Genomic DNA, 22709 nt, shown 5'->3' on the forward strand with positions numbered 1-22709 from the left:
TGCCGAGGCGCCTGCCGCCGAGTCGCCCGCAGACGACGAGCCCGTCGCCGAGCACCAGCCGGTGGAGACTCCGGCCGCGCCGGAGCCCGTCGTGCCGCGTGCCACGTCGACCCTCAGCCTCATCTTCCACGCGCCGGTGCTCCCCGAGCTGCCCGCACGCTCGTCGCGGAACGACCGGTCCGACCGCAACGACCGTTCCGACCGGAGCGACCGGTTCGACCGCTCGGAGCGCTTCGACCGTTCGGACCGGTTCGACCGCGCCGAGCGCCAGGACCGGACCGAGCGCTCCGAGCGCTCCGACTGGGACGACGACGACGAGGACTTCGGCGGAGGCAGCCGTCGCCGCACGCGCCGCCGTGGCACCAGCGCCGACCGCGAGCCGCGCGACCACCAGGAGCCGCGCCGCCAGGTCGAGCTCATCACCGAGCCGCAGCGCATCAAGGGCTCGACCCGACTCGAGGCCAAGAAGCAGCGCCGCCGCGACGGCCGTGACGCCGGACGTCGCCGCCAGGTCGTGACCGAGGACGAGTTCCTCGCACGCCGCGAGAGCGTCGACCGCCAGATGATCGTCCGCTCGTCGTCCGAGAAGATCGAGATCGGCGTCATCGAGGACAACGTCCTCGCCGAGCACTACGTGACCAAGTCGCACAACGTCTCGCTCATCGGCAACGTCTACCTGGGCAAGGTCCAGAACGTGCTGCCGTCGATGGAGGCCGCCTTCGTCGACATCGGCCGCGGCCGCAACGCCGTGCTCTACGCCGGCGAGGTCGACTGGAACTCCGTCGAGACCGGCAACCACGGTCGCCGCATCGAGGCCGCGCTCAAGCCGGGCGACAAGGTCCTCGTGCAGGTCACCAAGGACCCGGTCGGGCACAAGGGCGCCCGTCTGACCAGCCAGGTGTCGCTGCCGGGTCGCTACCTGGTCTACGTGCCGAACGGCTCGATGAACGGCATCTCGCGCAAGCTCCCGGACACCGAGCGTGCCCGCCTGAAGAAGATCCTGAAGGAGGTCCTGCCGGAGCACGCGGGCGTCATCGTCCGCACCGCGGCCGAGGGGGCCACCGAGGAGCAGCTCACCCGCGACGTGCAGCGCCTGACCTCGCAGTGGGAGGCCATCCAGAAGAAGGTCGAGCACGGGCACGCGCCGGTCATGCTCCACTCGGAGCCGGACCTGCTCGTCAAGATCGTCCGCGACGTCTTCAACGAGGACTTCACGAAGCTCATCATCGACGGCGACGCCGCGCGCTCCACGATCGAGGACTACCTCGACGCCGTGGCGCCGGACCTCAAGGACCGGGTCGAGATCTACGACGGCCCGGACTCCTTCGAGGAGCACCGCCTCAACGAGCAGATCGAGAAGGCCCTCGACCGCAAGGTCTGGCTGCCCTCGGGTGGGTCGCTCGTGATCGACCGCACCGAGGCCATGACGGTCGTCGACGTCAACACCGGCAAGTTCGTCGGCTCCGGGGGCAACCTCGAAGAGACGGTGACGAAGAACAACCTCGAGGCCGCCGAGGAGATCGTCCGCCAGCTCCGCCTGCGCGACATCGGCGGCATCATCGTCGTGGACTTCATCGACATGGTGCTCGAGACGAACCGCGACCTGGTGCTCCGCCGCCTCGTCGAGTGCCTGAGCCGCGACCGCACGAAGCACCAGGTGGCCGAGGTCACGTCGCTGGGCCTCGTGCAGATGACCCGCAAGAAGATCGGCGTCGGGCTGCGCGAGTCGCTCGAAGAGGTCAACGCGAAGGTCAACGACAACAACGCCGACCCCGGACCCTCGAAGGGGCGCCGCAAGGGCCGTGGCTCCGACAACGGCAACGGCAACACCACTGGCGGCAACGGGTCCCAGCAGCGTTCCGGTGGCGGCGAGCAGAAGTCGACGCAGACACACCAGATCACGGACGACGTGAAGAACGCGCTGTCCCGGATCGCCGCGTCGACGATCGCGCACGACGAGGTCGCAGCCGCCCCGGCAGCCGCACCCGCACCGCAGGACGAGGCACCCGCTGCCCCGGCCGTCGAACCCGCCGAGACGACCGGCGGCAAGCGTCGTCGTCGCCGCGGTGGTCGCGCGAGCTCGGAGCAGTCCGCGCCCGCCACGACCGACGGCATGCTGACCGTGTCCGCCACCGGTGCGGCCACCACGGCGCCCGAGGCGTCCGCAGCCCCCGCCGCCGAGCGTTCCGCACCGTCGGCTCCCACCGAGCGTCCGACCGACGCCCCGGCAGCACCCGCCGCCGCGGCGACCGGTACGGCGGCCACCGACACCCCGCCGGTCCGCCGTCGGGTGTCGTCCTCGGCCCCGGTGACCCCGGCCGACACGACCGTCGCGATCCTCGACATCCCCGTCGCGGTGACGAAGCGCGAGCCGCGCAAGGCGCCCGACGCCGACTCGTTGCTCGACTCGGTCCTGCAGGCGCTGCCGGAGCCGAAGCAGCCCGGGCAGGGTCGTTCGCGGTCCCGTCGGGTGTCGTCGGGCAGCATCAGCGCACCGGCCACGTCGGACGCGTCGACGAGCGACGACGGCCCCGTGATCCTGGGGAACTGACCGTGGCAGGGGACCCGACGCGGCCCTTCGCTCCCGGTGCCTCGCGTGAGGCCACCGCGGGGGCGCTGGTCGCCGTCGTCGGGGTCCTCGCTGTGCAGGCCGTGTCGGGGCTGGCGGGCATGCTCGGCACGAGCCTGTACATCGGTCCGTTCGCGTTCCACGGCGGGCAGAACATCGTGCTCGAGTTCGCCACCGCCGTGTTCCTCAGCCCGTTCCCGTTCTACCTCGGTACGTTCCTCACCCTGGCGTTCCTGACGCCCGTGATGCGACGCAGCGCGCTGCCCGTGGTGCTGCTCCGAGCGGTGCTCGGCGGGGCTGGGGGCACCGTCGCGCTCGCGCTCGTCGGGGTCTTCACCGGCGCCTACGGGGCGACCGGCGACGGCCCCCGCGCGCTCGTGACCGACGTCCTGACGAACCCGGTCCAGCGGGGTGTGCCCCTGACCGCGATGCTGCTCGCCGGCGTCACCGTGGCGTGGCTCTGGCTCGGTCGTCCGCGTGCTGCGGCCGGACCCGCAGCGCGACGCGCCGGTGCGCCGGGCACCCCGGGGACCGTGCGGCCCGCCGACGCGGTGCCGCCGCCCGCGTTCGGGCAGCAGCAGCCGCCGCGGCCGCCGGCCGACCAGTGGGGTCCGCCGCGCCGCTGACGCGACCACACGCCGGACAGCAGGCCGAGCGCGGGCCCGCACCGCGCCTCCCGTCCGTCGCCCGCCCTGGTCGCGACCTGTTCCGCGCGGTGCCGTGACTCGCCGTCCGGAATCGCCGAGGTGACACATCAGCTCGGCCTGGCCCGTCGAGGTTCCGAACTTCCGGAACCTCGACGGGCCCGACGGAGCGCTCAGTGGGCGCGCTTGTCGCGCTGTGCGACCCGCAGACCGCTCTGGATCAGGCGCAGGACGAGTTCGCGACCCGACACCGCGTGGGCGCCGAGCGCGACGAGTTCGTCGTACCGCGCGAGGGGCACGTCGTAGTGGTCGTGGTCGAACGCTCGCCGCGGCACGCCCGCACGCGCAGCGAACTCGTGGAGTTCCGCGTACGATAGGTCACTGACGAGGTGCGACCACACGGTTTCGTGTGCGGGCCACGTCGGCGGGTCGATCAACACGGTCACTCCGACAGACTACGTGTGTCGTGCGTTTGACCGGACCCGTGGGCATCGAGTATTCTCGATCCCTGGTGTCAACGGGCGGTTCTGCCTGTGTCGTCGATCTCCAGTCCGACTGGGCGGATCGCGCCTGGGCGCCCGAGACTTCCCTCAAGCAGATTCAGTAAGGATTCCACGTGGTTTACGCAGTAGTGCGCGCCGGCGGCCGTCAGGAGAAGGTCGAGGTCGGCACGATCATCACCATCGATCGCGCCAAGGCCGATGACCAGGGCAACATCGAGCTCGCGCCCGTGCTCCTCGTGGACGGTGACTCCATCACCTCCGCCGCGTCCGACCTGGCCAAGGTGACCGTGACCGCCGAGGTGCTCGAGGACCTCCGCGGCAAGAAGGTCATCATCCAGAAGTTCAAGAACAAGACCGGGTACAAGAAGCGCCAGGGTTTCCGCGCTGACCTGACCCGCGTCAAGATCACCAAGATCGCGTAAGGGAGCTCCTCATGGCACACAAGAAGGGTGCGAGTTCCACTCGCAACGGTCGCGACTCGAATGCCCAGCGCCTCGGCGTGAAGCGCTTCGGTGGCGAGGTCGTCAACGCCGGTGAGATCATCGTCCGCCAGCGCGGCACGCACTTCCACCCGGGCGCGAACGTCGGCCGCGGTGGCGACGACACGCTGTTCGCCCTGGCCGCTGGCTCGGTCGAGTTCGGCACCAAGGGTGGCCGTAAGGTCATCAACATCGTCAACGCGTAGTACCCACTACAAGCGCCACTGACGACATCGTCGCTGCGAGAGCGGCTGACGACGCAAGACTCAGGAGGAGGGGCAGGCCGCGTGCCTGCCCCTCCTTCCCATTTCTACGAAAGTGTGAACAACCGATGGCGACGTTCGTCGACGACGTGATCCTGCACCTCAGCGCGGGGAACGGCGGCAACGGCTGCGTGTCCGTTCGTCGCGAGAAGTTCAAGCCGCTGGCCGGCCCGGACGGTGGCAACGGTGGTGACGGTGGCGACATCGTGCTCGTCGCCGACCCCCAGGTCACCACCCTGCTCGGCTACCACCGCTCACCGCACCGCTCGAGCCGCAACGGCCAGCCGGGCATGGGCGACATGCGCAGCGGCATCTCCGGCGAGGTGCTCGAACTCCCCGTGCCCGTCGGCACCGTCGTCTACGAGGACAACGGCGACCTGCTCGCCGACATGACCGAACCCGGCATGCGCGTCGTCGTGGCCCAGGGCGGTCAGGGCGGCCTCGGCAACGCGGCACTCGCCACCACCAAGCGCAAGGCGCCCGGCTTCGCGCTGCTCGGCACCGAGGGCGAGTCCGGCGACGTCCGGCTCGAGCTCAAGACCATCGCCGACGTCGCACTCGTCGGGTACCCGAGCGCCGGCAAGTCCTCGCTCATCGCCGCGGTCTCCGCCGCGAAGCCGAAGATCGCGGACTACCCGTTCACCACCCTGACCCCGAACCTCGGCGTCGTCGAGTCCGGCGACGTGCGCTTCACGGTCGCCGACGTCCCCGGCCTGATCGAGGGCGCGTCCGAGGGCAAGGGCCTGGGGCTCGAGTTCCTGCGCCACGTCGAGCGCTGCGAGGTCCTGCTGCACGTGATCGACTGCGCCACGCTCGACCCGGGCCGTGACCCCGTCAGCGACCTCGACGTCCTGCTCGGCGAGCTCGAGCGGTACCCGGTCCCCGAAGGACAGGTCCCGCTCGCCGAACGCCCCCAGCTCATCGCGCTCAACAAGGTCGACGTGCCGGACGCCGCCGAGCTCGCCGCGTTCGTGACGCCGGAGCTCGAGGCCCGCGGCTACCGGGTGTTCTCGATCTCGACCGCATCGCACCAGGGGCTCCGCGAACTGACCTTCGCCCTCGCCGACATCGTCGAGCAGGCCCGCGCGACCGCCGCTGCCGAGCCGGTCCAGGAGCGCATCGTCATCCGCCCGAAGGCCGTCGACGCCAAGGGCGGCTTCACCGTCCGTGCCGAGGGCGGCGAGGAGCACCGCTTCTACCGTGTCCGTGGCGCGAAGCCCGAGCGCTGGGTCCAGCAGACGGACTTCACCAACGAAGAGGCGATCGGCTACCTGGCCGACCGGCTCGCCAAGCTCGGCGTCGAGGACGGCCTGTTCAAGGCCGGTGCCGTCGCCGGGTCGACGGTCGTCATCGGTGGCGACGGCGGCATGATCTTCGACTGGGAGCCCACGCTCACGTCCACCGCCGAGCTCATCACGAGCGCCCGCGGCACCGACGCCCGTGTCGACATGAACATGCGCCCGACCCGCAACCAGCGCCGCGAGGAGTACTTCGAGCGGATGGACGCCAAGGCCGCCGCACGTGCCGAGCTGGAGTCCGAGCGCAAGTCCGGGCTGTGGGCAGACGAGGACGAGGACTGACCCCAGCATGACCGACACGACGTCCGACACGGCACTCGGCCCGGTCGCGTCCCGGAGTGACATACCCCGGGCGCGCCGGATCGTGGTGAAGGTCGGTTCGTCGTCGGTCAGTGGTCCGAACACCGGGCAGATCGGCGCGCTCGTGGACGCCCTCGTCCGGGCCCACGCGCGCGGCACCGAGGTCGTGCTCGTGTCATCCGGTGCGATCGCGACGGGCTTCCCGTTCCTCGGGATCGAAGGGCGGCCGGACGACCTGGCCACGCAGCAGGCGGCCGCGGCCACGGGCCAGAACGTCCTGATGTTCCGGTACCAGCAGCAGCTCGACCGCCACGACGTCATCGCCGCGCAGATCCTGCTGACCGCGGGGGACCTGCAGAACCCGACGCACCGCGTCAACGCCCAGCGCGCGATCGACCGGCTGCTCGCACTGCGGGTGCTGCCGATCGTGAACGAGAACGACACCGTCGCCACGCACGAGATCCGCTTCGGTGACAACGACCGGCTGGCCGCGCTCGTGGCCCGGCTGCTCGGCGCCGACGCGCTCGTGCTGCTGTCGGACGTCGAGGCGCTCTACACCCGCCCGCCCGAGCAGCCCGGTGCGGAGCGCATCGACGAGGTGCCCTTCGGTGACGCCCTGGCTGGCGTGACGTTCGGGTCCACCGGGTCGGCCGGGGTCGGCACCGGGGGCGCGGGCACGAAGGTCGCCGCCGCGCGACTGGCCGCCGAGGCCGGGACGTCGGTGCTCGTGACCGACACGGCGCTGGTGGCCCGCGCGCTGGACGGCGAGCACGTCGGCACCTGGTTCCACGCGGCACCGCGCGCCTGACCGCGCAGGCGGCTGTCGCCCCGGCTCGTCGCTTCCGGCCGACGGTCTGGAGGCCCTGCCCGGCTCCGTCACGCGGCACCCGCGGACCTAGAATCGGTCCATGTCGCTGACCGCCCCCGCACCGACCCTGACCGACACGCTCGTCGCGTCCCGCGCCGCCGCCGGCGTGCTCGCGACGGCCACGACCGCCGCCAAGGACGCCGCGCTGCGCGCGATCGCCGCCTCGGTCCGCGCCTCGGTCGACGACGTGGTGTTCGCCAACCACGCCGACCTGGTCGCGGGTGAGGACGCGGGGCTGTCCTCCGGCCTGCTCGACCGACTGCGCCTGGACCCGGAACGGATCGAGGCACTGGCCGTCGCCGTCGAGCAGGTCATCGGTCTGACGGACCCCGTCGGGGCGTCGGTGCGCGGGTCGGTGCTGCCCAACGGCCTGCAGCTGTCCCAGGTACGGGTGCCGTTCGGCGTCGTCGGTGCCATCTACGAAGCGCGTCCGAACGTCACCGTGGACATCGCCAGCCTGGCGCTCAAGAGCGGCAACGCGGTCGTCCTGCGCGGGGGGTCCGCCGCCGAGCGCACGAACGCGGTCCTGGTCGCGTGCATCCAGGACGCGGTGGCGTCGGTCGGGCTGCCGCGTGCGCTCGTCCAGACCATCGACCCGCTCGGTCGCGCCGGGGCCACCGAGCTCATGCGCGCCCGGGGCATGGTGGACGTCCTCATCCCGCGGGGGAGCGCCTCGCTCATCCAGACGGTGGTCACCGAGTCGCAGGTCCCCGTGATCGAGACCGGTGCCGGCGTCGTGCACGTCTTCCTCGACGCCTCGGCCCCGCTCGACCGCGCCGTCGACATCGTCCTCAACAGCAAGGTCCAGCGGCCGAGCGTGTGCAACGCCCTCGAGACGCTGCTCGTCCACCGCGACGCGGCCGAGCGGCTGCTCCCGACCCTCGCCGCACGCCTGCGGGCCGCCGGCGTGACCCTGCGCGGTGACGACGCGACCCGTGTGCTCGTGCCGGGGGTCCTCCGTGCGACCGAGGCGGACTGGGCGACCGAGTCGATGGACCTGGACCTGTCGATCCGGGTGGTGGCGGACGTCGACCAGGCGATGGCCCACATCGCCGAGTTCTCCACCCACCACACCGAGTCGATCGTGACGAACGACGTCGACACCGCGGAGCGATTCCTGGCCGCGGTGGACTCGGCGGTGGTCATGGTGAACGCCTCGACGCGGTTCACCGACGGCGGCGAGTTCGGCTTCGGCGCCGAGGTCGGCATCTCCACGCAGAAGCTGCACGCACGCGGCCCGATGGGGCTGCCGGAGCTGACCAGCACGAAGTGGGTCGTGCGCGGACAGGGCCAGATCCGCGGCTAGACTGACCTGCAGCTTTCCTCGATCGATCGGAGCATCGCACCATGACCCTCATCGCCGAAGCCGCCGAGCACGCCTCGGGGGTCCCCGCGTTCATCTTCCCGGTCGTGGCTGCTGCGTTCTTCACGTTCCTCGGGTTCGTGACCTGGTCCTTCCGTGACGTGGCCTACCGCCACTCGAACAAGTTCGAAGCGACCCGCACCCACGAGACCGGTGTGGACGAGTTCGGCCACACGAAGATCTGACGCGCCGCTCGATGCTCGAGAGCTCGGGGCGGCCGCGCATCGGCGTGATGGGCGGCACGTTCGACCCCATCCACCACGGCCACCTGGTGGCCGCGTCCGAAGTCGCGAAGTCGTTCGACCTGGACGAAGTGGTGTTCGTCCCCACCGGACAGCCCTACATGAAGTCCGGCGTCACGGATGCTGAACACCGCTACCTGATGACGGTCATCGCGACCGCGTCGAACCCGATGTTCACCGTCAGCCGCGTGGACATCGACCGACCGGGCCCGACCTACACGGTCGACACCCTGCAGGACCTGCACGAACAGCGTCCCGATGCCCAGCTCGTCTTCATCTCGGGCGCAGACGCCGTCCAGCAGATCGTCGACTGGAAGGACCATGATGGGCTGTGGGACCTCGCGCACTTCGTCGCGGTCACACGTCCGGGTCACAACCTGAGCATCACCGGGCTGCCCGAGCGCGACGTAAGCTTGCTCGAAGTCCCGGCGCTGGCCATCTCGTCGACCGACTGTCGCAACCGGGTGCGACGCGGGAACCCCGTGTGGTACTTGGTCCCGGACGGCGTCGTCCAGTACATCACCAAGCACCATCTGTATCGGAGCGTTGCATGAGTCCGTCCGACGCGCAGCCGCCACTGTCGCGGCGCCAGGCGCGCGAGCGTGAGCGCGCCGCCTCGGCAGGCGCGCAGCCCGTGACCCCGCCCCCGACCGTCGCCACCCCGGCGCCGGGTGCCACCGACAGCGGTCGGCGTCGACCGGGATCCCACGTGGCTCCCGCAGCCCCCGCGCCGGCGCAGTCCTCGGTGCGCCCGCAGTCGGCCGCTGGTGCCGTTCCCGTCGCGCCGCTGCCGCAGGGCGTCCCCGACCTGCCCCCGGCGTCCGCGACCGAGATCGTGCCCGGCACCGGTGGACTCACCCGTCGGCAGATCCGTCTGATGCGCGAGGCCGAGGACCAGGCCGTGCGTCCCGTCCCGCTGCAGAACCCCACGCCGCAGTCGTCCGACCGCACCGTGCAGGACGTCCTGGGGACCGTGGCGTCGCTGCAGGACGACGGCGGTCGAGCGGTGCCCGCGCCGGACGCGTCGATGCCGGCGTTCGCCCCGACGCCGCCGGAGCCCGCCGCTGCCGAGCCGACTCCTGCCCAGACCATGTCCGCCGCTGCCGAGCCGACCCCTGCCGACCCCGCCGCTGCCGAGCACGAGTCGCCTTCGGCCGAGACTCCGCTGCCCGCTCCGGTGCGCCACGAGCCGACCACGGTGCCGTCGGACTGGCAGGAGCCCGCCGCCGAGGTCACCGAGCTCGACCCGGCCGCCGTCGAACAGGCCACGTCGGCCGACGGCTCCCCGGACGCGATCGAGCCGCTCGAGGCCGCTGCCGCGCACGCCGAGGAACCCCGTCGTCACCGCTCCACCTGGGCGCCCCAGTCCGAGGACGACGTCGACCCGGTCGACCTCGCAGAGCCCGGTCCGGACCGTGCCGCCGCGGCACCCGGGGTGTTCCCGCTGACGCTCGACTCCGACGACGACGCGGACACGAACGAGGTCCCGGTCCAGCAGGACGAGCCCGGTGTGGCCTTCCGCCGCCCGGTCGAGCCGAAGCCGCTCACGACCGCGTTCGAACCGCCCGTCGGGCACTGGTCGACGCAGGCGCACGACTCCAACGACGCCGAGGTCCACGACGAGGAGACCGGCACGCGCCGTGTCGCCGAGACCCGCAGCAACGCGATCGTCCTGCCCTCTGCAGCGCTGGCGGACCCGACCGGTGCGCTGAACGCCACCGGCGAGGTCATCCTCACCGGCTCGATCGACCTGCCGGCGTCCCTGTCCTCGACCGGGTCGCACCGGCCGATCGACGGCGCCGAGGTCGACCGGCTCCTCGAGCAGCACGACGAGCAGCCCGAGACCGACGCCAGCCCCGTCCGTGCCAGCCGCGCGGTCTCCAGCCACACGTCCACGCGCCAGGTGGTGCTCGCCGCGGCGAAGCCCAAGGAGTCCCGCCTGCCGATGTTCCTGCTGATCACCGTCGGGGCCATCTGCGTCGCGGCGGCAGCGGTCATCGTGGTGGCGCTCGTGTCGACGAACTTCTTCGGGTCCTGACCGGTCCCGATCCGCTCCCTCGCCGCCGTCGGTGGCGTGGCCTATGATCATGTCGCGTCCGGCACCCGGCTGGACGACAACCGGAAGGACTCCGTGACCGCCTCCTCTCGTGCACTGGAACTCACGCAGGTCGCCGCTGGTGCGGCCGACGCCAAGCAGGCCGAAGACCTCGTCGCGCTCGACGTGACCGGCCCACTGCAGCTCACTGACGTGTTCCTGCTCGCCACCGGGCGCAACGAGCGCAACGTGATGGCCATCGCGGACGAGGTCGAGGACCGGATGCTCCAGGCGGGCGCCAAGACCCTCCGTCGCGAAGGTCGGAGCGAGGGCCGGTGGGTCCTCATCGACTTCGGCGACGTCGTCGTGCACGTCTTCCACGAAGAAGACCGGCAGTACTACTCGCTCGAGCGACTCTGGTCGGACTGCCCGACGATCCCGATCCAGGTCGGCGCCGACGCCACGGCGGACGCCACCGCCGAGTAGCGCCCGACGCGCCCGGGGTACGACGTCGATTTCGTGCCCGGGGTCGGCGATGGTGTACGCTGCACTGGTGCCTCGGGGGAACCCGGGGAACGAGTACGGGTCTGTGGCGCAGCTGGTAGCGCACCTGCATGGCATGCAGGGGGTCAGGGGTTCGAGTCCCCTCAGATCCACCCGAACGACACGATCCACCCGAACGACACGATCAGCACGACGAAGCCCCGCTCTCCCGACGGAGAGCGGGGCTTCGTCGTTCGCCGCGCAGTCGCGCCGCTACGCTGAGCGCATGAGCGCACAGACGACGGCGACCGGCGCGCCCCTCTCCGGCACGCACCTGACCCTCTCCGCCGCCGGGTACACCGCCGAGATCGCGACCGTCGGGGCCACGCTCCGCGTCCTGCAGCACGCGGACCGCGACCTGGTCGTGCCGTTCGACGCCGACCAGGTCCGTCCGGCCTTCCGCGGCGCCGTGCTGGCCCCGTGGCCGAACCGGGTCGTCGACGGCCGATACACCTTCGACGGCCAGGAGCACGAGCTGGCCCTCACCGAGCCGAAGCGCTCCCATGCCCTGCACGGACTCGTCGCCTGGACCGACTTCGACGTCGAGTCCGTCGCGCCCGACCGGGTCGTGCTCTCCACGACGATCGCGGCGCAGGAGGGCTACCCCTTCCGCGTGGTCGTCCGGGTCGAGTACCGCATCGACGACGCGGGCCTGCACACGACGGTGACCGGCACGAACACGAGCGACGCTCCGGCGCCGTGGGGGACCGGCCCGCACCCGTACCTGGTCGGCGGCGCGGGCACGGTCGACGACTGGACGCTGACGTTGCCCGCCTCCCAGGTCCTCGAGGTCACCCCGGACCGGCTGATCCCGACCGACCTGGTGCCGGTGCACGACGAGTTCGACCTGCGCACGCCGACCCCGATCGGCACGCGGTTCATCGACCACGCCTTCACCGGCTTCGACCGCGACGCCGAGGGCACCGCGACGATCACCCTGACCGCGGCCGACGGGCACGGCGTGCGCATGACGTTCGGCGCCGAGTGCCCCTGGGCGCAGGTGCACACGGCCGACCACGTCGTCCCCGAGTTCCACCGCGTCGGGCTGGCCGTCGAGCCGATGACCTGCGCGCCCGACGCCTTCAACGCCGGTGCGGACGCGGGCCTGGTCGTGCTCGCTCCCGGCGCCGCACACGCCGCCTCGTGGACGATCCAGGCCGTCTGACACCGCGGATCGCCTCGCGCCGCCTGTCTGCGATCGACCTGGCCGCACTCGCAGCCGCGCAGCGGGCGGAGTTCGTCTGGCTCGACTCCTCCCTGCCCGAGGGTGCTCCGCCGCGGGCGCGGGCCCGTGCGCGGTGGTCCGTCCTGGCGCCCTGTGACGGCCCGTTCGCGACACGCTTCCGACATGAGGGCCGGCGGGCGTTCCTCGACGTGCCGGCTGCGGCATCGTCGTGGTTCGGCACGAGCCGCACCGAGGAGCGTCCGGCCTTCGCCGTCCTCGCCGACCTGCTCGACGCCACGCCGACGCTCGACGAGCCCCTGCCCGGACTCGGCTTCGCCCTGGGGTGGGTCGGGTACCTCGGGTACGAACTCGGCCGCGAGTCCGACGGCGTCGACCGGACCGCGGACGGCCACCCGGACGCGGACCTGCGGTTCGTCGACCGCGCGGTCGTCGTCCGCGACGACGGGGCCGCCTGGGCGTTCGCCCTGGTGACCGAGGCCGAGCCGCAGGCGACGGCGGAGAACCGGGCGTGGCTCGCGGCGGTGCCGGACCTGCGGACCGCGAGCGGCGGGACGGACGCCGCCCCGGGCCTCCCGTCCGGTGTGGTGGCGACCGGTCGCGTCACGCGCGCCGCCCACGAACTCTCGGTCGACGCGTGCCGCGCCGAGATCCGCGACGGCAACGCGTTCCAGGTGTGCCTGACGACCGCCTTCGGCCTGCCGGCGGACGGACGGGAGGCCCGGGCCGGCTCCGACACGGACCTGCAGCTGGTCGAGTACCTGCGGATGCGTGCGGCGGACCCGGTGCCGTTCGGTGCGTACCTGCGGCTCGGCGTGCTGCGTGTGGCGAGCCGGTCGCCGGAGCGGTTCCTGCGGATCGGGGCGGACGGGACGGTGGTGGCGGAGCCGATCAAGGGGACCCGGCGGCGGGACCTGGACCCGACGACGGACGCGGCGGTCCGGGCGGAGCTCGCGTCGAGCGGCAAGGACCGCGCCGAGAACGTCATGATCGTCGACCTGCTGCGGAACGACCTGCTGCGGACGGCGGAGCCGGGGTCGGTGCACGTGGACCGGCTGTGCGAGGTCGAGACCTACGCCAGCGTGCACCAGCTCGTCTCGACGATCGGGGCCCGGGTGGTGGCGGGGACCTCGCGGGCCGAGGTCGTGCGCGCCGCGTTCCCGCCGGGGTCGATGACGGGCGCGCCGAAGCCGAGCGCGATGGCGATCGCGGACCGCCTCGAGGGGGCGCCGCGCGGGGTGTACGCGGGGGCATTGGGGTACTTCTCGGCGAGCGGCGCGGTCGACCTGTCGGTGGTGATCCGCACACTGGTGACGGTGGTGGGTCCTGGTGCTGGTGTCGTGGTGTCGCGGTCGTTCGGGGCCGGCGGGGCGGTGACCTGGTCGTCGGTCGCGGCGGACGAGGCGGACGAGGTCGAGACGAAGACCCGCTCGGTGCTCGGCAGTCTGGGGGTCGTCGCGGACTGGTAGCCGCCACCCGCGGGGTGCTGCGCGCTGGGTGTTCCACGCTGTGGCCGCCACGCGCGGTGTCGAACAGGTGTTCGACGCCGATGTCGGACGCAGTTGACATCATCGAACACATGTTCGAATATGAGGGCATGCAGACGGCGGCGGCACTCCTGACGACCGACTCCGACCGGGGTGACCGGGGCGACCGGAGCGGACGGGGCGGTCCGGCACGCGGTCGTGCCGGACACGCCGGTGGGCTGCGGGGGAGCGACCCGCTGGGTGACGCACGGGCGGCGCTCGAGCGCATCACGACGTTGCGGTCCCGGGTCTCGGACATGGAGTCCACCCGGGTCGACACCGCTGGGCTCCCCACGGCGCCGGCGCTCGCACCGCTGCTGCCGGGCGGGGCGATCCGTGCGGGCGGCACGTACGCGGTGCCCGAGTCGGTGCTGCTGGCGATGACCATGCTGCAGGCGGCATCGGCGGCGGGGGCGTGGTGCGCGGTCGTGGGGGTGCCGTCCTTCGGGGTGGAAGCAGCAGCCGCTGCCGGGATCGACCTGGAACGGCTCGTCCTGGTGCCCGACCCGGGCGACCAGTGGCTCGCAGTGACCGCGGCGATGGCCGACGTCGCCCAGGTGGTCCTGACCCGCCCGCTCGGTCGGGTCGTCCCCGGCGACGTGGCCCGGCTGTCGGCACGGCTGCGGCAGCGCGGTGGCGCCCTCGTCGCGCTCGGGTCGTGGCCGGGGGCCGACGTCACGCTGCGGGTCACGTCGTCGACGTGGAGCGGCATCGGGCAGGGCCACGGCCACCTGACCGAACGGCGCGCCACCGTGACGGCGACCGGCCGTGCCGGGGCGATGCGTCCGGTCAGCACCGAGATGCTGCTGCCCGCGGCCGACGGCGCCGTCCGCGCGGCCGTCACCGCGCCGGTGGCGCTGCCCGGCGGTGGGTCGGGCGTCTCGCTCGTCCCCGACCGCACGCTGCAGCCCGTGGCGGTGGCGTCGTGATCGCGCGGGGGCGTGTCCGGGCGGATGCCCTCGTCCGTGGTGGCGGTGCGCTGCCCGAGCCGCCGCCCACCCGCACCGTCGTGCTGTGGTGCCCGGACTGGCCGGTGATCGCCGCGGCACGCGCTGCCGGCTCTCCGCCCGAGCAGCCGTTCGCCGTGGTGGCGAAGGGCCTGGTGTTCGCGAGCTCGGCGTCGGCCAGGCAGCACGGGGTCGTCCGGGGCCTCCGGATCCGTGAAGCCCAGGCGCGCTGCCCCGAGCTCGTCGTCCAGCCGTACGACGACGCCCTCGACCACCGTGCGTTCGAACCGGTCATCCGCGCAGTCGAGGCCGCGGTCCCCGGGGTCGAAGTCGTGCGCCCCGGCACCCTCGCACTCCGGTCGCGGGGACCGGCGCGCTACTACGGCGGCGAACGCGCGGCGGCGGCGACCCTGGCCGGCATCGCGGCCGACCACGGGGCGCCCCTGGTCCGTGCCGGCGTGGCGGACACCCCGTTCGCTGCGGAACAGGCCGCCCGGGCCCGTCCGGTCCGCCCCGGTGAGCGGGTGCGGATCGTGCCGGTCGCTGGGTCGGCCGGGTTCCTGGCGGGGCTGCCGCTCGGGGTGCTCGGCGACCCGGAGCTGGCGACCGTGCTCGACCGGCTCGGCATCACCACCCTGGGGGAGTTCGCGTCGCTCAGCGACGAGCAGGTCCGTGACCGGTTCGGGGTGCCGGGGGCGTTCCTGCACCGGCTGGCCGGGGGGCGCGACCCGCGGGAGATCGCTGCGCGCGAGGTCCCGCCCGAACTCCGGGTGGAAGCCTCGTTCGAGCCGCCGCTCGACCGCGCCGACCAGATCGCGTTCGCGTTCCGCCGTTCCGCCGACGACTTCGCCGCACGGCTGCGGGCAGCGGGACTCGTCGCCACCACCATCCGTGTCGGCATCGTCGACGAGCGGGACATCCTGCTCGAACGGACCTGGGCGCACCCGCGGTGGTTCGACGCCGCCGACGTGGTCGACCGGGTGCGGTGGCAGCTCGCCGGTGGGGTCGACCCCACCGGGCTCGAGGCACCGGTGACCTCGGTCGTGCTCGACCCGGTCGCCGTCGACGACGTTGCGAACCACGAGCGCGGGCTCTGGGGTTCCGGGCCGGACGAACGTGTCCACCACGGGCTCGCCCGCATCCAGGGCATGGTCGGCCACGACGGCGTGGTCAGTCCGCGGATCGGCGGCGGGCGGACCCTGTCCGAGCGCATCGTGCTGGTGCCGTGGGGGGACGCCCCACCCGGGGGCGAGCGTGCCCTGGCGACCGTGCGCGAGCGCCCGTGGCCCGGCCGGCTGCCCGGACCGCCACCGGCGACGGTGCTCGAGCGCCCGCGGCCGGTCGACGTCGTCGCGGTGGACGGCACGAGCGTCGACGTCGACGAGCGCGGCGTGCTGTCGGGCGTCCCCGAGCGGTTCCGGGCCGAGGGCGACCGCGGTGGGGGCTTCGGCGCGGTGACGGCGTGGGCCGGGCCGTGGCCGCTGGTCGTGCGCTGGTGGGAAGCGGGCGGTCGGCGGCTCCACCGCCTGCAGCTCGTCGACGCCGACGGCCGTGCCTGGTACCTCGTGCTGGCCGACCACCGCTGGTGGGCCGAGGCGGTCGCGACGTGACGATGACGATGACGACGAAGGGGGCCTGATGGGCTACAGCAACCCGCCGATCCCGTGGTCGGAGTTCGAACGCGCGCTGTCCGACAAGCGGAGCCCGGGGTCCTCGCACGCCGGCGACGGTGGCGACAGCCCGGCGTGGTCCCGCAAGCGCGAGCCGTACGCGCCCGCCGAACCCCTGGGCGGCGACACCGTCGGCCCGGGGACGGTGCCGTACGCCGAGCTGCACGCGCACTCGACCTTCAGCTTCCTCGACGGTGCCAGCCAGCCCGAGCACCTCTTCGAGGAAGCCGCCCGACTGCGCCTGCACGCCCTGGCGCTCACCGACCACGACGGACTGTACGGCGCCGCGCGGATGGCCGAAGTCGCCGAGGCGTACCCGGGCGTCGGCACCGTGTACGGCACCGAGCTCTCCCTCGGGCTGACGGCACCGCAGAACGGCGTCCCCGACCCCGAGGGCTCGCACCTGCTGGTCCTGGCCGACGGGCAGGACGGCTACCACCGCCTGGCCGGGGCGGTCACGAGCGCCCACCTGGCCGCGGGCTCCGAGAAGGGCCGTCCGCGCTACGACCTCGACGACCTGGCCGCCCGCGCGGACGGGCACTGGCAGGTGCTGACCGGCTGCCGCAAGGGCACCGTCCGCCAGGCGCTCGAGCACGGGGGCGAGTCGGCCGCCGAGACCGCGCTGCGCGCCCTGCTCGACCGGTTCGGCAGCGGCAACGTGGTCGTCGAGCTGCTCGACCACGGCGACCCGCTCGACAGCGCCCGGAACGACGTGCTGGCCACGCTGGCGGCTCGGCACGCCCTGCCGCTGGTCGCGACGGGCAACGTCCACTACGCCACCCCCGACCGGTTCCCGGTGGCGACGGCCCTGGCCGCGGTGCGCGCCCGGCGCAGCCTCGACGAGCTCGACGGGTGGCTGCCGGCGGCCGACACGGCGCACCTGCGCTCGGGTGCCGAGATGGCCAGGCGGTTCGCGCGCTACCCGGGGGTGGTCGAACGTTCCGTCGAGATCGCGGACCGGGTGGGCTTCCGGCTGAAGACGGTGAAGCCCGGGCTGCCGGACCTGGACGTCCCCGACGGGCACACGGCGATGTCGTGGCTGCGCGAGCTCACCTGGACGGGGGCACGCCGCTTCTACCCGGGCAGCGCTGACGGCGTGGACCCGCACAAGCGCGCCCGCATCGAACGCGAACTCGCCGTCATCGAGGACAAGCACTTCCCCGGCTACTTCCTGATCGTGCGGGACATGGTGCAGTTCGCCCGCAGTCGGGGCATCCTCTGCCAGGGGCGGGGCTCGGCGGCGAACTCGGCCGTGTGCTACCTGCTCGAGATCACCGCGGTGGACTCGATCCGCTACGGGCTGCCCTTCGAGCGGTTCCTGTCGGCGATGCGCGACGAAGAGCCCGACATCGACGTGGACTTCGACTCCGACCGACGCGAAGAAGTGATCCAGTACGTCTACGACAAGTACGGCCGGTACAACGCCGCGCAGGTCGCGAACGTCATCACCTACCGGCCGAAGGGCGCGGTCCGCGACATGGCGAAGGCCCTCGGGCACAGCCCCGGGCAGCAGGACGCCTGGTCGAAGCAGGTCGAGCGGTGGGGGTCGGTGACCGAGAGCCAGGACCACGACATCCCCGACGCCGTGGTCGGACTCGCCAGCGACGTGCTGGGCTTCCCGCGGCACCTCGGCATCCACTCGGGCGGCATGGTGCTGACCGACCGTCCCGTGGGCGAGGTCGTGCCGATCGAGCACGCCCGGATGGACGGCCGCACGGTGCTCCAGTGGGACAAGGACGACTGCGCGTACATGGGGCTCGTGAAGTTCGACATGCTCGGCCTCGGCATGCTCGCGGCGCTGCAGTACGCGTTCGACCTGGCAGCCGAGCACTGCGGGGAGCGCTGGGAGATGCACTCCATCCCAAAGGAGGAACAGGGCGTCTACGACCAGCTCTGCCGCGCGGACACGATCGGGGTGTTCCAGGTCGAGTCCCGCGCGCAGATGGGCACGCTGCCCCGGCTGCTGCCACGGCGGTTCTACGACCTGGTGATCGAGGTGGCGCTGGTCCGCCCGGGGCCGATCCAGGGCGGCGCCGTGCACCCGTACATCCGCCGTCGTACGGGCGAGGAACCGATCACCTACATGCACCCGTCGCTGGAACCGGTGCTCGAACGGACCCTGGGCGTCCCGCTGTTCCAGGAGCAGCTCATGCAGATGGCGATCGCCGTCGGCAACTGCTCCGGGGACGACGCCGACCTGCTGCGACGGGCGATGGGGTCCAAGCGTGGCCTCGAGAAGATCGACCGGCTCCGGGACAAGCTCTACGCGGGGATGGCGGACAACGGCATCCACGGGGCCGATGCCGACGCGATCTACGCCAAGATCCAGGCGTTCGCGAACTTCGGCTTCGCGGAGAGCCACTCGATCAGCTTCGCCCTGATCGTCTACGCCAGCGCGTGGATGCGGCTGCACTACCCCGGGGCGTTCCTGGCGGCGTTGCTCCGGGCCCAGCCGATGGGGTTCTACTCGCCCCAGACGCTGGTGGCCGACGCACGGCGACACGGCGTGCAGGTGCTCCGGCCGGACATCCTGCGCTCGGGCGTGGACGCGACGCTCGAGCCGATCCCGGGCGCTGGCGCTGGCGATCCAGGGTCGGGTGGCGACGGAGGGCCGGGTGGCGACGCAGTGCCGGGTGGCGACGCAGGGTCGGGTGACGACGCCTGCCTGGCCGCCGAGCAGCCGCCCGTGCTGCCGTTCGACAAGGCACTGCCCGACGACACCGCCCGGCACCGGCGGGACGCGGGCTCGGCCGTGCGGCTGGGACTGGCCGAGGTGGCGTCCCTCGGGCGGAAGACGGCCGAGCGCATCGTCGCCGAGCGGGACGCGCACGGACCGTTCACGGACATGTCCGACCTGGCCCGCCGGGTCGGGCTGACGACGGCGCAGCTCGAGGCCCTGGCCGCGGCCGACGCGTTCGCCCCGTTCGGCGTGGACCGCCGCGGCGGGATGTGGTCGGCGGCGCAGGCAGCAGCGGAGCGACCGGACCAGCTGCCCGACACCCAGGTCGTCGTCCAGCCGCCGTTGTTCGGGCAGATGACGAGCGGCGACGTCCTGATCGCCGACATGTGGTCGACCGGCATGACCACCGACGACCACCCGGTGTCGCACGTGCGCGGACGGCTCAACGCGAAGCGGGTGCTCAGCGTGGACGACCTGGCGACGGCGGAGACCGGACGGCGGATCGAGGTCGGCGGCATCGTGACGCACCGGCAGCGTCCGGCGACGGCCTCGGGCATCACGTTCCTCAACGTCGAGGACGAGACCGGTCTGGTCAACGTGATCTGCAGCGTGGGTGTGTGGGGGCGGTACCGGCGCGTGGCGCGGGAGTCGCCGGCGGTGGTGGTGCGGGGGATCCTCGAACGCTCGCCCGACGGGGTCGTCAACGTGGTGGCCGACCGCATCGAGCACCTGCCCCTGGCGGTCCGGACACGCTCCCGCGACTTCCAGTGACGCACGCGCCGGTGGTACTGCGCCGGCGGCACCGAGGCGGTGGCGCCGAGACGCACTGCGCCGACGGCGCCTCGTCCGCTCAGCGCGCGGCGGGGACCCGCACCGTGACCTCGAGGCCACCCGACCGCACGTTCCGCAGCGATGCCGTGCCGCCGGCGCGCTCGGCGACGGCCCGCACGATCGCCAGGCCCAGGCCGGAGCCACCGGGCAGGGGGATCACCCCGGTCGCCGGGTCGGGCGCCGGGCGGGACTTCCGCGCCTCGTCCGGGCGGGTGAAGCGGTCGAACGCCACCGGGACGAACGTCTCCGGCACGCCGGGCCCGTCGTCCGTGACCTGCAGCTCACCGACGTCGCCGTCGGTGCGCCAGGTCACCAGGATGCCGCCGCCACGGGGGAGCGCCGCCACGGCGTTGCCGGCGATGTTCGTCACGAGCTGCGCCATGCCGCCGGTGTCCAGGTGGTACTGCGGCTCGTCGGTCTCGTGCGGACCGGGCTCCGGCGGTTCGAGGTCGAAGTCGACGGTCACGTCCTTCGTGCTGGCGATCAGTCGGACCCGGTCGACGGCGGCCATGACCTCGTCACCCAGGTCCGACCAGGCCGTCAGCGGGCGCTGGTCGCCGTCCTCGGAGCGGCGTTCGGACTCCTCGATGCGAGAGAGCGTCAGCAGGTCGTTCGCCAGGCGCGACAGCCGGGCGACGTTGTTCTTCGCGCGTTCGATGTGCCCCGCCAGGGCCTCGGCGTCGTCGGCGTCGAGCGAGGCGAGGTCGAGCTGGGTGGTCAGGATGGCCAAGGGGGTTCGGAGCTCGTGGCTGGCGTCGGAGACCATCTGCCGCTCGCGTTCGGTGGCCTGACGGGTTCGGGCGAGGAACGCGTTCAACGTCGTGGCCAGGGATGCCAGCTCGTCCTGGGCTGGCCCGACGGGCAGCTCGGCGCGCTCGGGCGCCACCGACAGGCGTTCGGCCTCCCGCCGCATCCGGTTGACGGGGCGCAGCGCCGCGGTGGCCAGCACCCACGACGCGATCCCGAACGCCACCAGGATCGCGAGTCCGGTGATCGAGAGCGTGGTGGTCAGGTCGTCGACGACGATCGCCTCGGCCTGGGAGTTGCGAGCGGCGACGACCGTCCACCGACCGGCGCCGTTCACCGGGTGCTCAACGACCACCCGGTACTCGGATCCGGAGACGTCGATGACACGCGTACCGGCCTCGGTCGACCGCAGGCTCCCCAGCGCCCGCTCGACGCGGGTCGGCATCGACGAGAGCTTGATCTCCCCGGTGGGGGAGACCACGGCGACGAGTTGGGCGTTCCCGGGGGGTGAGAGCTCGGGCTGGCTGTCGACCTCGAGCGTGGCGACGTAGGGGTCGGCGTCCGCATCGAGGAGCGTGCGGGTGGCCGACGCGACGACGCTCACGACGCTGAAGCGCATCACGAGGACGAGGAGCACGATCACCACGGCGGCGATGGCCGTCGAGCCGATCGTGATCCGCGACCGCAGGGAGAGCAGGCGGAGCGGCCTGAGGAGACGCATCAGCGGTCGCGGACGGGCGTGTCAGGAACCGATGAGGTCGAGGCGGTAGCCCCGGCCACGCACGGTGGAGATCGCGACGGTGGCCTCGTGCGAGGTCAGCTTCTTGCGCAGGTACGAGATGTACTGCTCGACGACGTTGGGGTCGACGTGCTGCGAACCGTCCCAGACCTCTTCGAGGATCTTCGGCCGGTCGACGACCGTGCCGACGGAACGGGCGAGCAGTCGGAGCAGTGCGAACTCGGTCGGGCTGACGGCGACGCGCTGGCCCTGGATCGAGACCCGGCGGGCCTCGGAGTCGATGGCGACGTCGCCGACCTCGATGGTGCGCGGAGCGCCGGTGGCCTCGCGGCGACCGAGGGCACGCAGACGAGCGGTGAGCTCGGCGAAGGCGAACGGCTTGGTGAGGTAGTCGTCGGCACCGGCGTCGAGTCCGAAGACGCGGTCGTCGACCGCGTCGCGCGCGGTGACCAGCAGGATGCGGACCGGGTCCTCGCGTTCGCGGATCCGTCGAGCGAGCTCGAAGCCGGACATGCCGGGCATCATCACGTCGACGACCGCCAGGTCGAAGCCCTGCTCGCCGAGCGCGATGAGCGCCTCGACGCCGTTCTCGACCGCCGTGACCCGGTACCCCTCGGCAGCGAGTCCGCGTTCCATGAGGGCGCGCATCTCGTCGTCGTCCTCGACCACCAACAACCGCATAGTGGACCTCCTCGGACCCACTCTGGCATCGAACGGGCCGATCGTGGCGTTCCCACGGTGATCCCGACTGAATCTCGTCTCAGCACGGAGCCCGGGGCCCTCCGTGGGGACCCACGATCGAGGGACATGAGCGAGCGCTCAGCGGTTGGTATGATCCGGCCTGGACGCTGTACCCGACAGACCGTCCTGTCTCTGGGGGACCCATGACCGACCGACCCGATCACCCGGCCATCGCTCGACTCCGCGTCGAGCTCGATGCAGCGTGGAAGGGCATGCGCACGCTCGCCGAGGTCGACGACGACCTGCGGGAGCGCATCATCGCCGAGCTGCGCGCCGCGGTGCCGGACGTGGCTGGGCGTGCTGCGCACGAAGCCGGGGAAGCGGCGGCGGTCGCCGAGATCCGTCGGTTCGCCGACGACGACGTGGACGGGTCGGAGTCGTCGACCTGCGAGATCTGGGGCGAGATCGTCGACACCGCGTCGGTGGCCGCCACCGCCGGCCGCGCCTGACCGCGACGCACACCGCCGCCGACCGGGCCCGACAGCGACGCACGCCACCGCCGGCCGCGCCTGACAGGCTCGCACCCGCACCCGCACCC

General features: G+C 72.6%; 20 protein-coding genes and 1 tRNA gene. 18 read left to right on the forward strand and 3 right to left on the reverse strand.

Features of this window, described 5'->3' with window-relative positions; genetic code table 11:
• Together BIU90_RS03235 and BIU90_RS03240 are read left to right on the forward strand one after the other, a co-directional pair.
• Positions 1-2551, forward strand: a 2551-nt coding sequence (locus tag BIU90_RS03235; protein ID WP_083403646.1) for an Rne/Rng family ribonuclease, incomplete at its 5' end; no start/stop codon positions are given.
• Between the two features lie 2 nt (positions 2552-2553).
• Positions 2554-3195, forward strand: a complete 642-nt coding sequence (locus BIU90_RS03240) for a hypothetical protein (protein ID WP_071298797.1) — start codon at positions 2554-2556, stop codon at positions 3193-3195.
• A gap of 191 nt (positions 3196-3386) precedes the next feature.
• Here BIU90_RS03240 and BIU90_RS03245 read toward each other — a convergent pair whose 3' ends face one another.
• Entirely contained in the window at positions 3387-3659 is a 273-nt protein-coding gene (locus BIU90_RS03245) for a DUF4031 domain-containing protein (RefSeq protein ID WP_071298798.1), read from the reverse strand.
• A gap of 170 nt (positions 3660-3829) precedes the next feature.
• Here BIU90_RS03245 and rplU point away from each other — a divergent pair, with 170 nt between their 5' ends.
• From rplU to BIU90_RS03320, 15 genes are all read left to right on the forward strand, one after another.
• Positions 3830-4138 carry a 50S ribosomal protein L21 gene (gene rplU / locus BIU90_RS03250; protein ID WP_071298799.1) on the forward strand — a complete coding sequence of 103 codons (309 nt, stop codon included), beginning with the start codon at positions 3830-3832 and terminating at the stop codon, positions 4136-4138.
• 11 nt (positions 4139-4149) lie between these two features.
• Positions 4150-4401 (forward strand): 50S ribosomal protein L27, encoded by a 252-nt coding sequence (gene rpmA, locus BIU90_RS03255; RefSeq protein WP_071298800.1) that lies wholly within the window; start codon positions 4150-4152, stop codon positions 4399-4401.
• Between the two features lie 125 nt (positions 4402-4526).
• Positions 4527-6038 (forward strand): GTPase ObgE, encoded by a 1512-nt coding sequence (obgE, locus tag BIU90_RS03260; RefSeq protein ID WP_071298801.1) that lies wholly within the window; start codon positions 4527-4529, stop codon positions 6036-6038.
• Positions 6039-6045: 7 nt separating this feature from the next.
• Entirely contained in the window at positions 6046-6864 is an 819-nt protein-coding gene (gene proB / locus BIU90_RS03265) for a glutamate 5-kinase (RefSeq protein ID WP_071298802.1), read from the forward strand.
• 100 nt (positions 6865-6964) lie between these two features.
• Positions 6965-8230: a glutamate-5-semialdehyde dehydrogenase gene (locus BIU90_RS03270; protein ID WP_071298803.1), complete on the forward strand. Its 1266-nt coding sequence runs from the start codon at positions 6965-6967 to the stop codon at positions 8228-8230.
• Positions 8231-8271: 41 nt separating this feature from the next.
• Positions 8272-8472 carry a hypothetical protein gene (locus BIU90_RS03275; protein WP_071298804.1) on the forward strand — a complete coding sequence of 67 codons (201 nt, stop codon included), beginning with the start codon at positions 8272-8274 and terminating at the stop codon, positions 8470-8472.
• 11 nt (positions 8473-8483) lie between these two features.
• Positions 8484-9083, forward strand: a complete 600-nt coding sequence (nadD, locus tag BIU90_RS03280) for a nicotinate-nucleotide adenylyltransferase (protein WP_083403647.1) — start codon at positions 8484-8486, stop codon at positions 9081-9083.
• Entirely contained in the window at positions 9080-10567 is a 1488-nt protein-coding gene (locus tag BIU90_RS03285) for a hypothetical protein (RefSeq protein WP_071298805.1), read from the forward strand. The genes nadD and BIU90_RS03285 overlap by 4 nt, the downstream gene beginning before the upstream one ends.
• 93 nt (positions 10568-10660) lie before the next feature.
• Complete coding sequence (rsfS, locus tag BIU90_RS03290; RefSeq protein ID WP_071298900.1) at positions 10661-11050, forward strand: ribosome silencing factor; 390 nt, start codon at positions 10661-10663, stop codon at positions 11048-11050.
• Positions 11051-11147: 97 nt separating this feature from the next.
• Positions 11148-11220: transfer RNA gene (locus BIU90_RS03295), tRNA-Ala, on the forward strand.
• Positions 11221-11333: 113 nt separating this feature from the next.
• Positions 11334-12272, forward strand: a complete 939-nt coding sequence (locus BIU90_RS03300; RefSeq protein ID WP_071298806.1) for an aldose 1-epimerase family protein — start codon at positions 11334-11336, stop codon at positions 12270-12272.
• Entirely contained in the window at positions 12251-13759 is a 1509-nt protein-coding gene (locus tag BIU90_RS03305) for an anthranilate synthase component I family protein (protein ID WP_071298807.1), read from the forward strand. Before BIU90_RS03300 ends, BIU90_RS03305 begins: the two co-directional genes overlap by 22 nt.
• A gap of 110 nt (positions 13760-13869) precedes the next feature.
• Positions 13870-14745, forward strand: coding sequence for a hypothetical protein (locus tag BIU90_RS03310; RefSeq protein WP_175470122.1), 876 nt, complete (start codon positions 13870-13872; stop codon positions 14743-14745).
• Positions 14742-16373 (forward strand): DNA polymerase Y family protein, encoded by a 1632-nt coding sequence (locus BIU90_RS03315; protein ID WP_083403650.1) that lies wholly within the window; start codon positions 14742-14744, stop codon positions 16371-16373. The genes BIU90_RS03310 and BIU90_RS03315 overlap by 4 nt, the downstream gene beginning before the upstream one ends.
• A 28-nt stretch (positions 16374-16401) precedes the next feature.
• Positions 16402-19884 carry an error-prone DNA polymerase gene (locus BIU90_RS03320; RefSeq protein WP_071298809.1) on the forward strand — a complete coding sequence of 1161 codons (3483 nt, stop codon included), beginning with the start codon at positions 16402-16404 and terminating at the stop codon, positions 19882-19884.
• Positions 19885-19963: 79 nt separating this feature from the next.
• On the opposite strand, the gene BIU90_RS03325 is transcribed toward BIU90_RS03320, so the two are convergent.
• Both BIU90_RS03325 and BIU90_RS03330 read right to left on the reverse strand, forming a co-directional pair.
• Positions 19964-21412 (reverse strand): cell wall metabolism sensor histidine kinase WalK, encoded by a 1449-nt coding sequence (locus tag BIU90_RS03325; RefSeq protein WP_071298810.1) that lies wholly within the window; start codon positions 21410-21412, stop codon positions 19964-19966.
• Positions 21413-21433: 21 nt separating this feature from the next.
• The gene (locus tag BIU90_RS03330) at positions 21434-22111 is read right to left on the reverse strand and encodes a response regulator transcription factor (protein WP_071298811.1); all 678 of its coding nucleotides are present in this window, start codon (positions 22109-22111) and stop codon (positions 21434-21436) included.
• A gap of 203 nt (positions 22112-22314) precedes the next feature.
• Here BIU90_RS03330 and BIU90_RS03335 point away from each other — a divergent pair, with 203 nt between their 5' ends.
• The gene (locus BIU90_RS03335) at positions 22315-22620 is read left to right on the forward strand and encodes a hypothetical protein (RefSeq protein ID WP_071298812.1); all 306 of its coding nucleotides are present in this window, start codon (positions 22315-22317) and stop codon (positions 22618-22620) included.
• Positions 22621-22709 lie beyond the last annotated feature (89 nt).

The organism is Curtobacterium sp. MCBA15_001 (genome assembly GCF_001864835.1).
GTDB lineage: Bacteria > Actinomycetota > Actinomycetes > Actinomycetales > Microbacteriaceae > Curtobacterium.

Excerpts from the sequence above, each read along its gene's own strand:
- rpmA (WP_071298800.1), top strand. The coding sequence starts at position 4,150 with ATGGCACACAAGAAGGGTGCGAGTTCCACTCGCAACGGTCGCGACTCG.
- obgE (WP_071298801.1), top strand. The coding sequence starts at position 4,527 with ATGGCGACGTTCGTCGACGACGTGATCCTGCACCTCAGCGCGGGGAAC.
- proB (WP_071298802.1), top strand. The coding sequence starts at position 6,046 with ATGACCGACACGACGTCCGACACGGCACTCGGCCCGGTCGCGTCCCGG.
- BIU90_RS03270 (WP_071298803.1), top strand. The coding sequence starts at position 6,965 with ATGTCGCTGACCGCCCCCGCACCGACCCTGACCGACACGCTCGTCGCG.
- BIU90_RS03275 (WP_071298804.1), top strand. The coding sequence starts at position 8,272 with ATGACCCTCATCGCCGAAGCCGCCGAGCACGCCTCGGGGGTCCCCGCG.
- nadD (WP_083403647.1), top strand. The coding sequence starts at position 8,484 with ATGCTCGAGAGCTCGGGGCGGCCGCGCATCGGCGTGATGGGCGGCACG.
- BIU90_RS03285 (WP_071298805.1), top strand. The coding sequence starts at position 9,080 with ATGAGTCCGTCCGACGCGCAGCCGCCACTGTCGCGGCGCCAGGCGCGC.
- BIU90_RS03300 (WP_071298806.1), top strand. The coding sequence starts at position 11,334 with ATGAGCGCACAGACGACGGCGACCGGCGCGCCCCTCTCCGGCACGCAC.
- BIU90_RS03310 (WP_175470122.1), top strand. The coding sequence starts at position 13,870 with ATGTTCGAATATGAGGGCATGCAGACGGCGGCGGCACTCCTGACGACC.
- BIU90_RS03320 (WP_071298809.1), top strand. The coding sequence starts at position 16,402 with ATGGGCTACAGCAACCCGCCGATCCCGTGGTCGGAGTTCGAACGCGCG.
- BIU90_RS03325 (WP_071298810.1), bottom strand. The coding sequence starts at position 21,412 with ATGCGTCTCCTCAGGCCGCTCCGCCTGCTCTCCCTGCGGTCGCGGATC.
- BIU90_RS03330 (WP_071298811.1), bottom strand. The coding sequence starts at position 22,111 with ATGCGGTTGTTGGTGGTCGAGGACGACGACGAGATGCGCGCCCTCATG.
- BIU90_RS03335 (WP_071298812.1), top strand. The coding sequence starts at position 22,315 with ATGACCGACCGACCCGATCACCCGGCCATCGCTCGACTCCGCGTCGAG.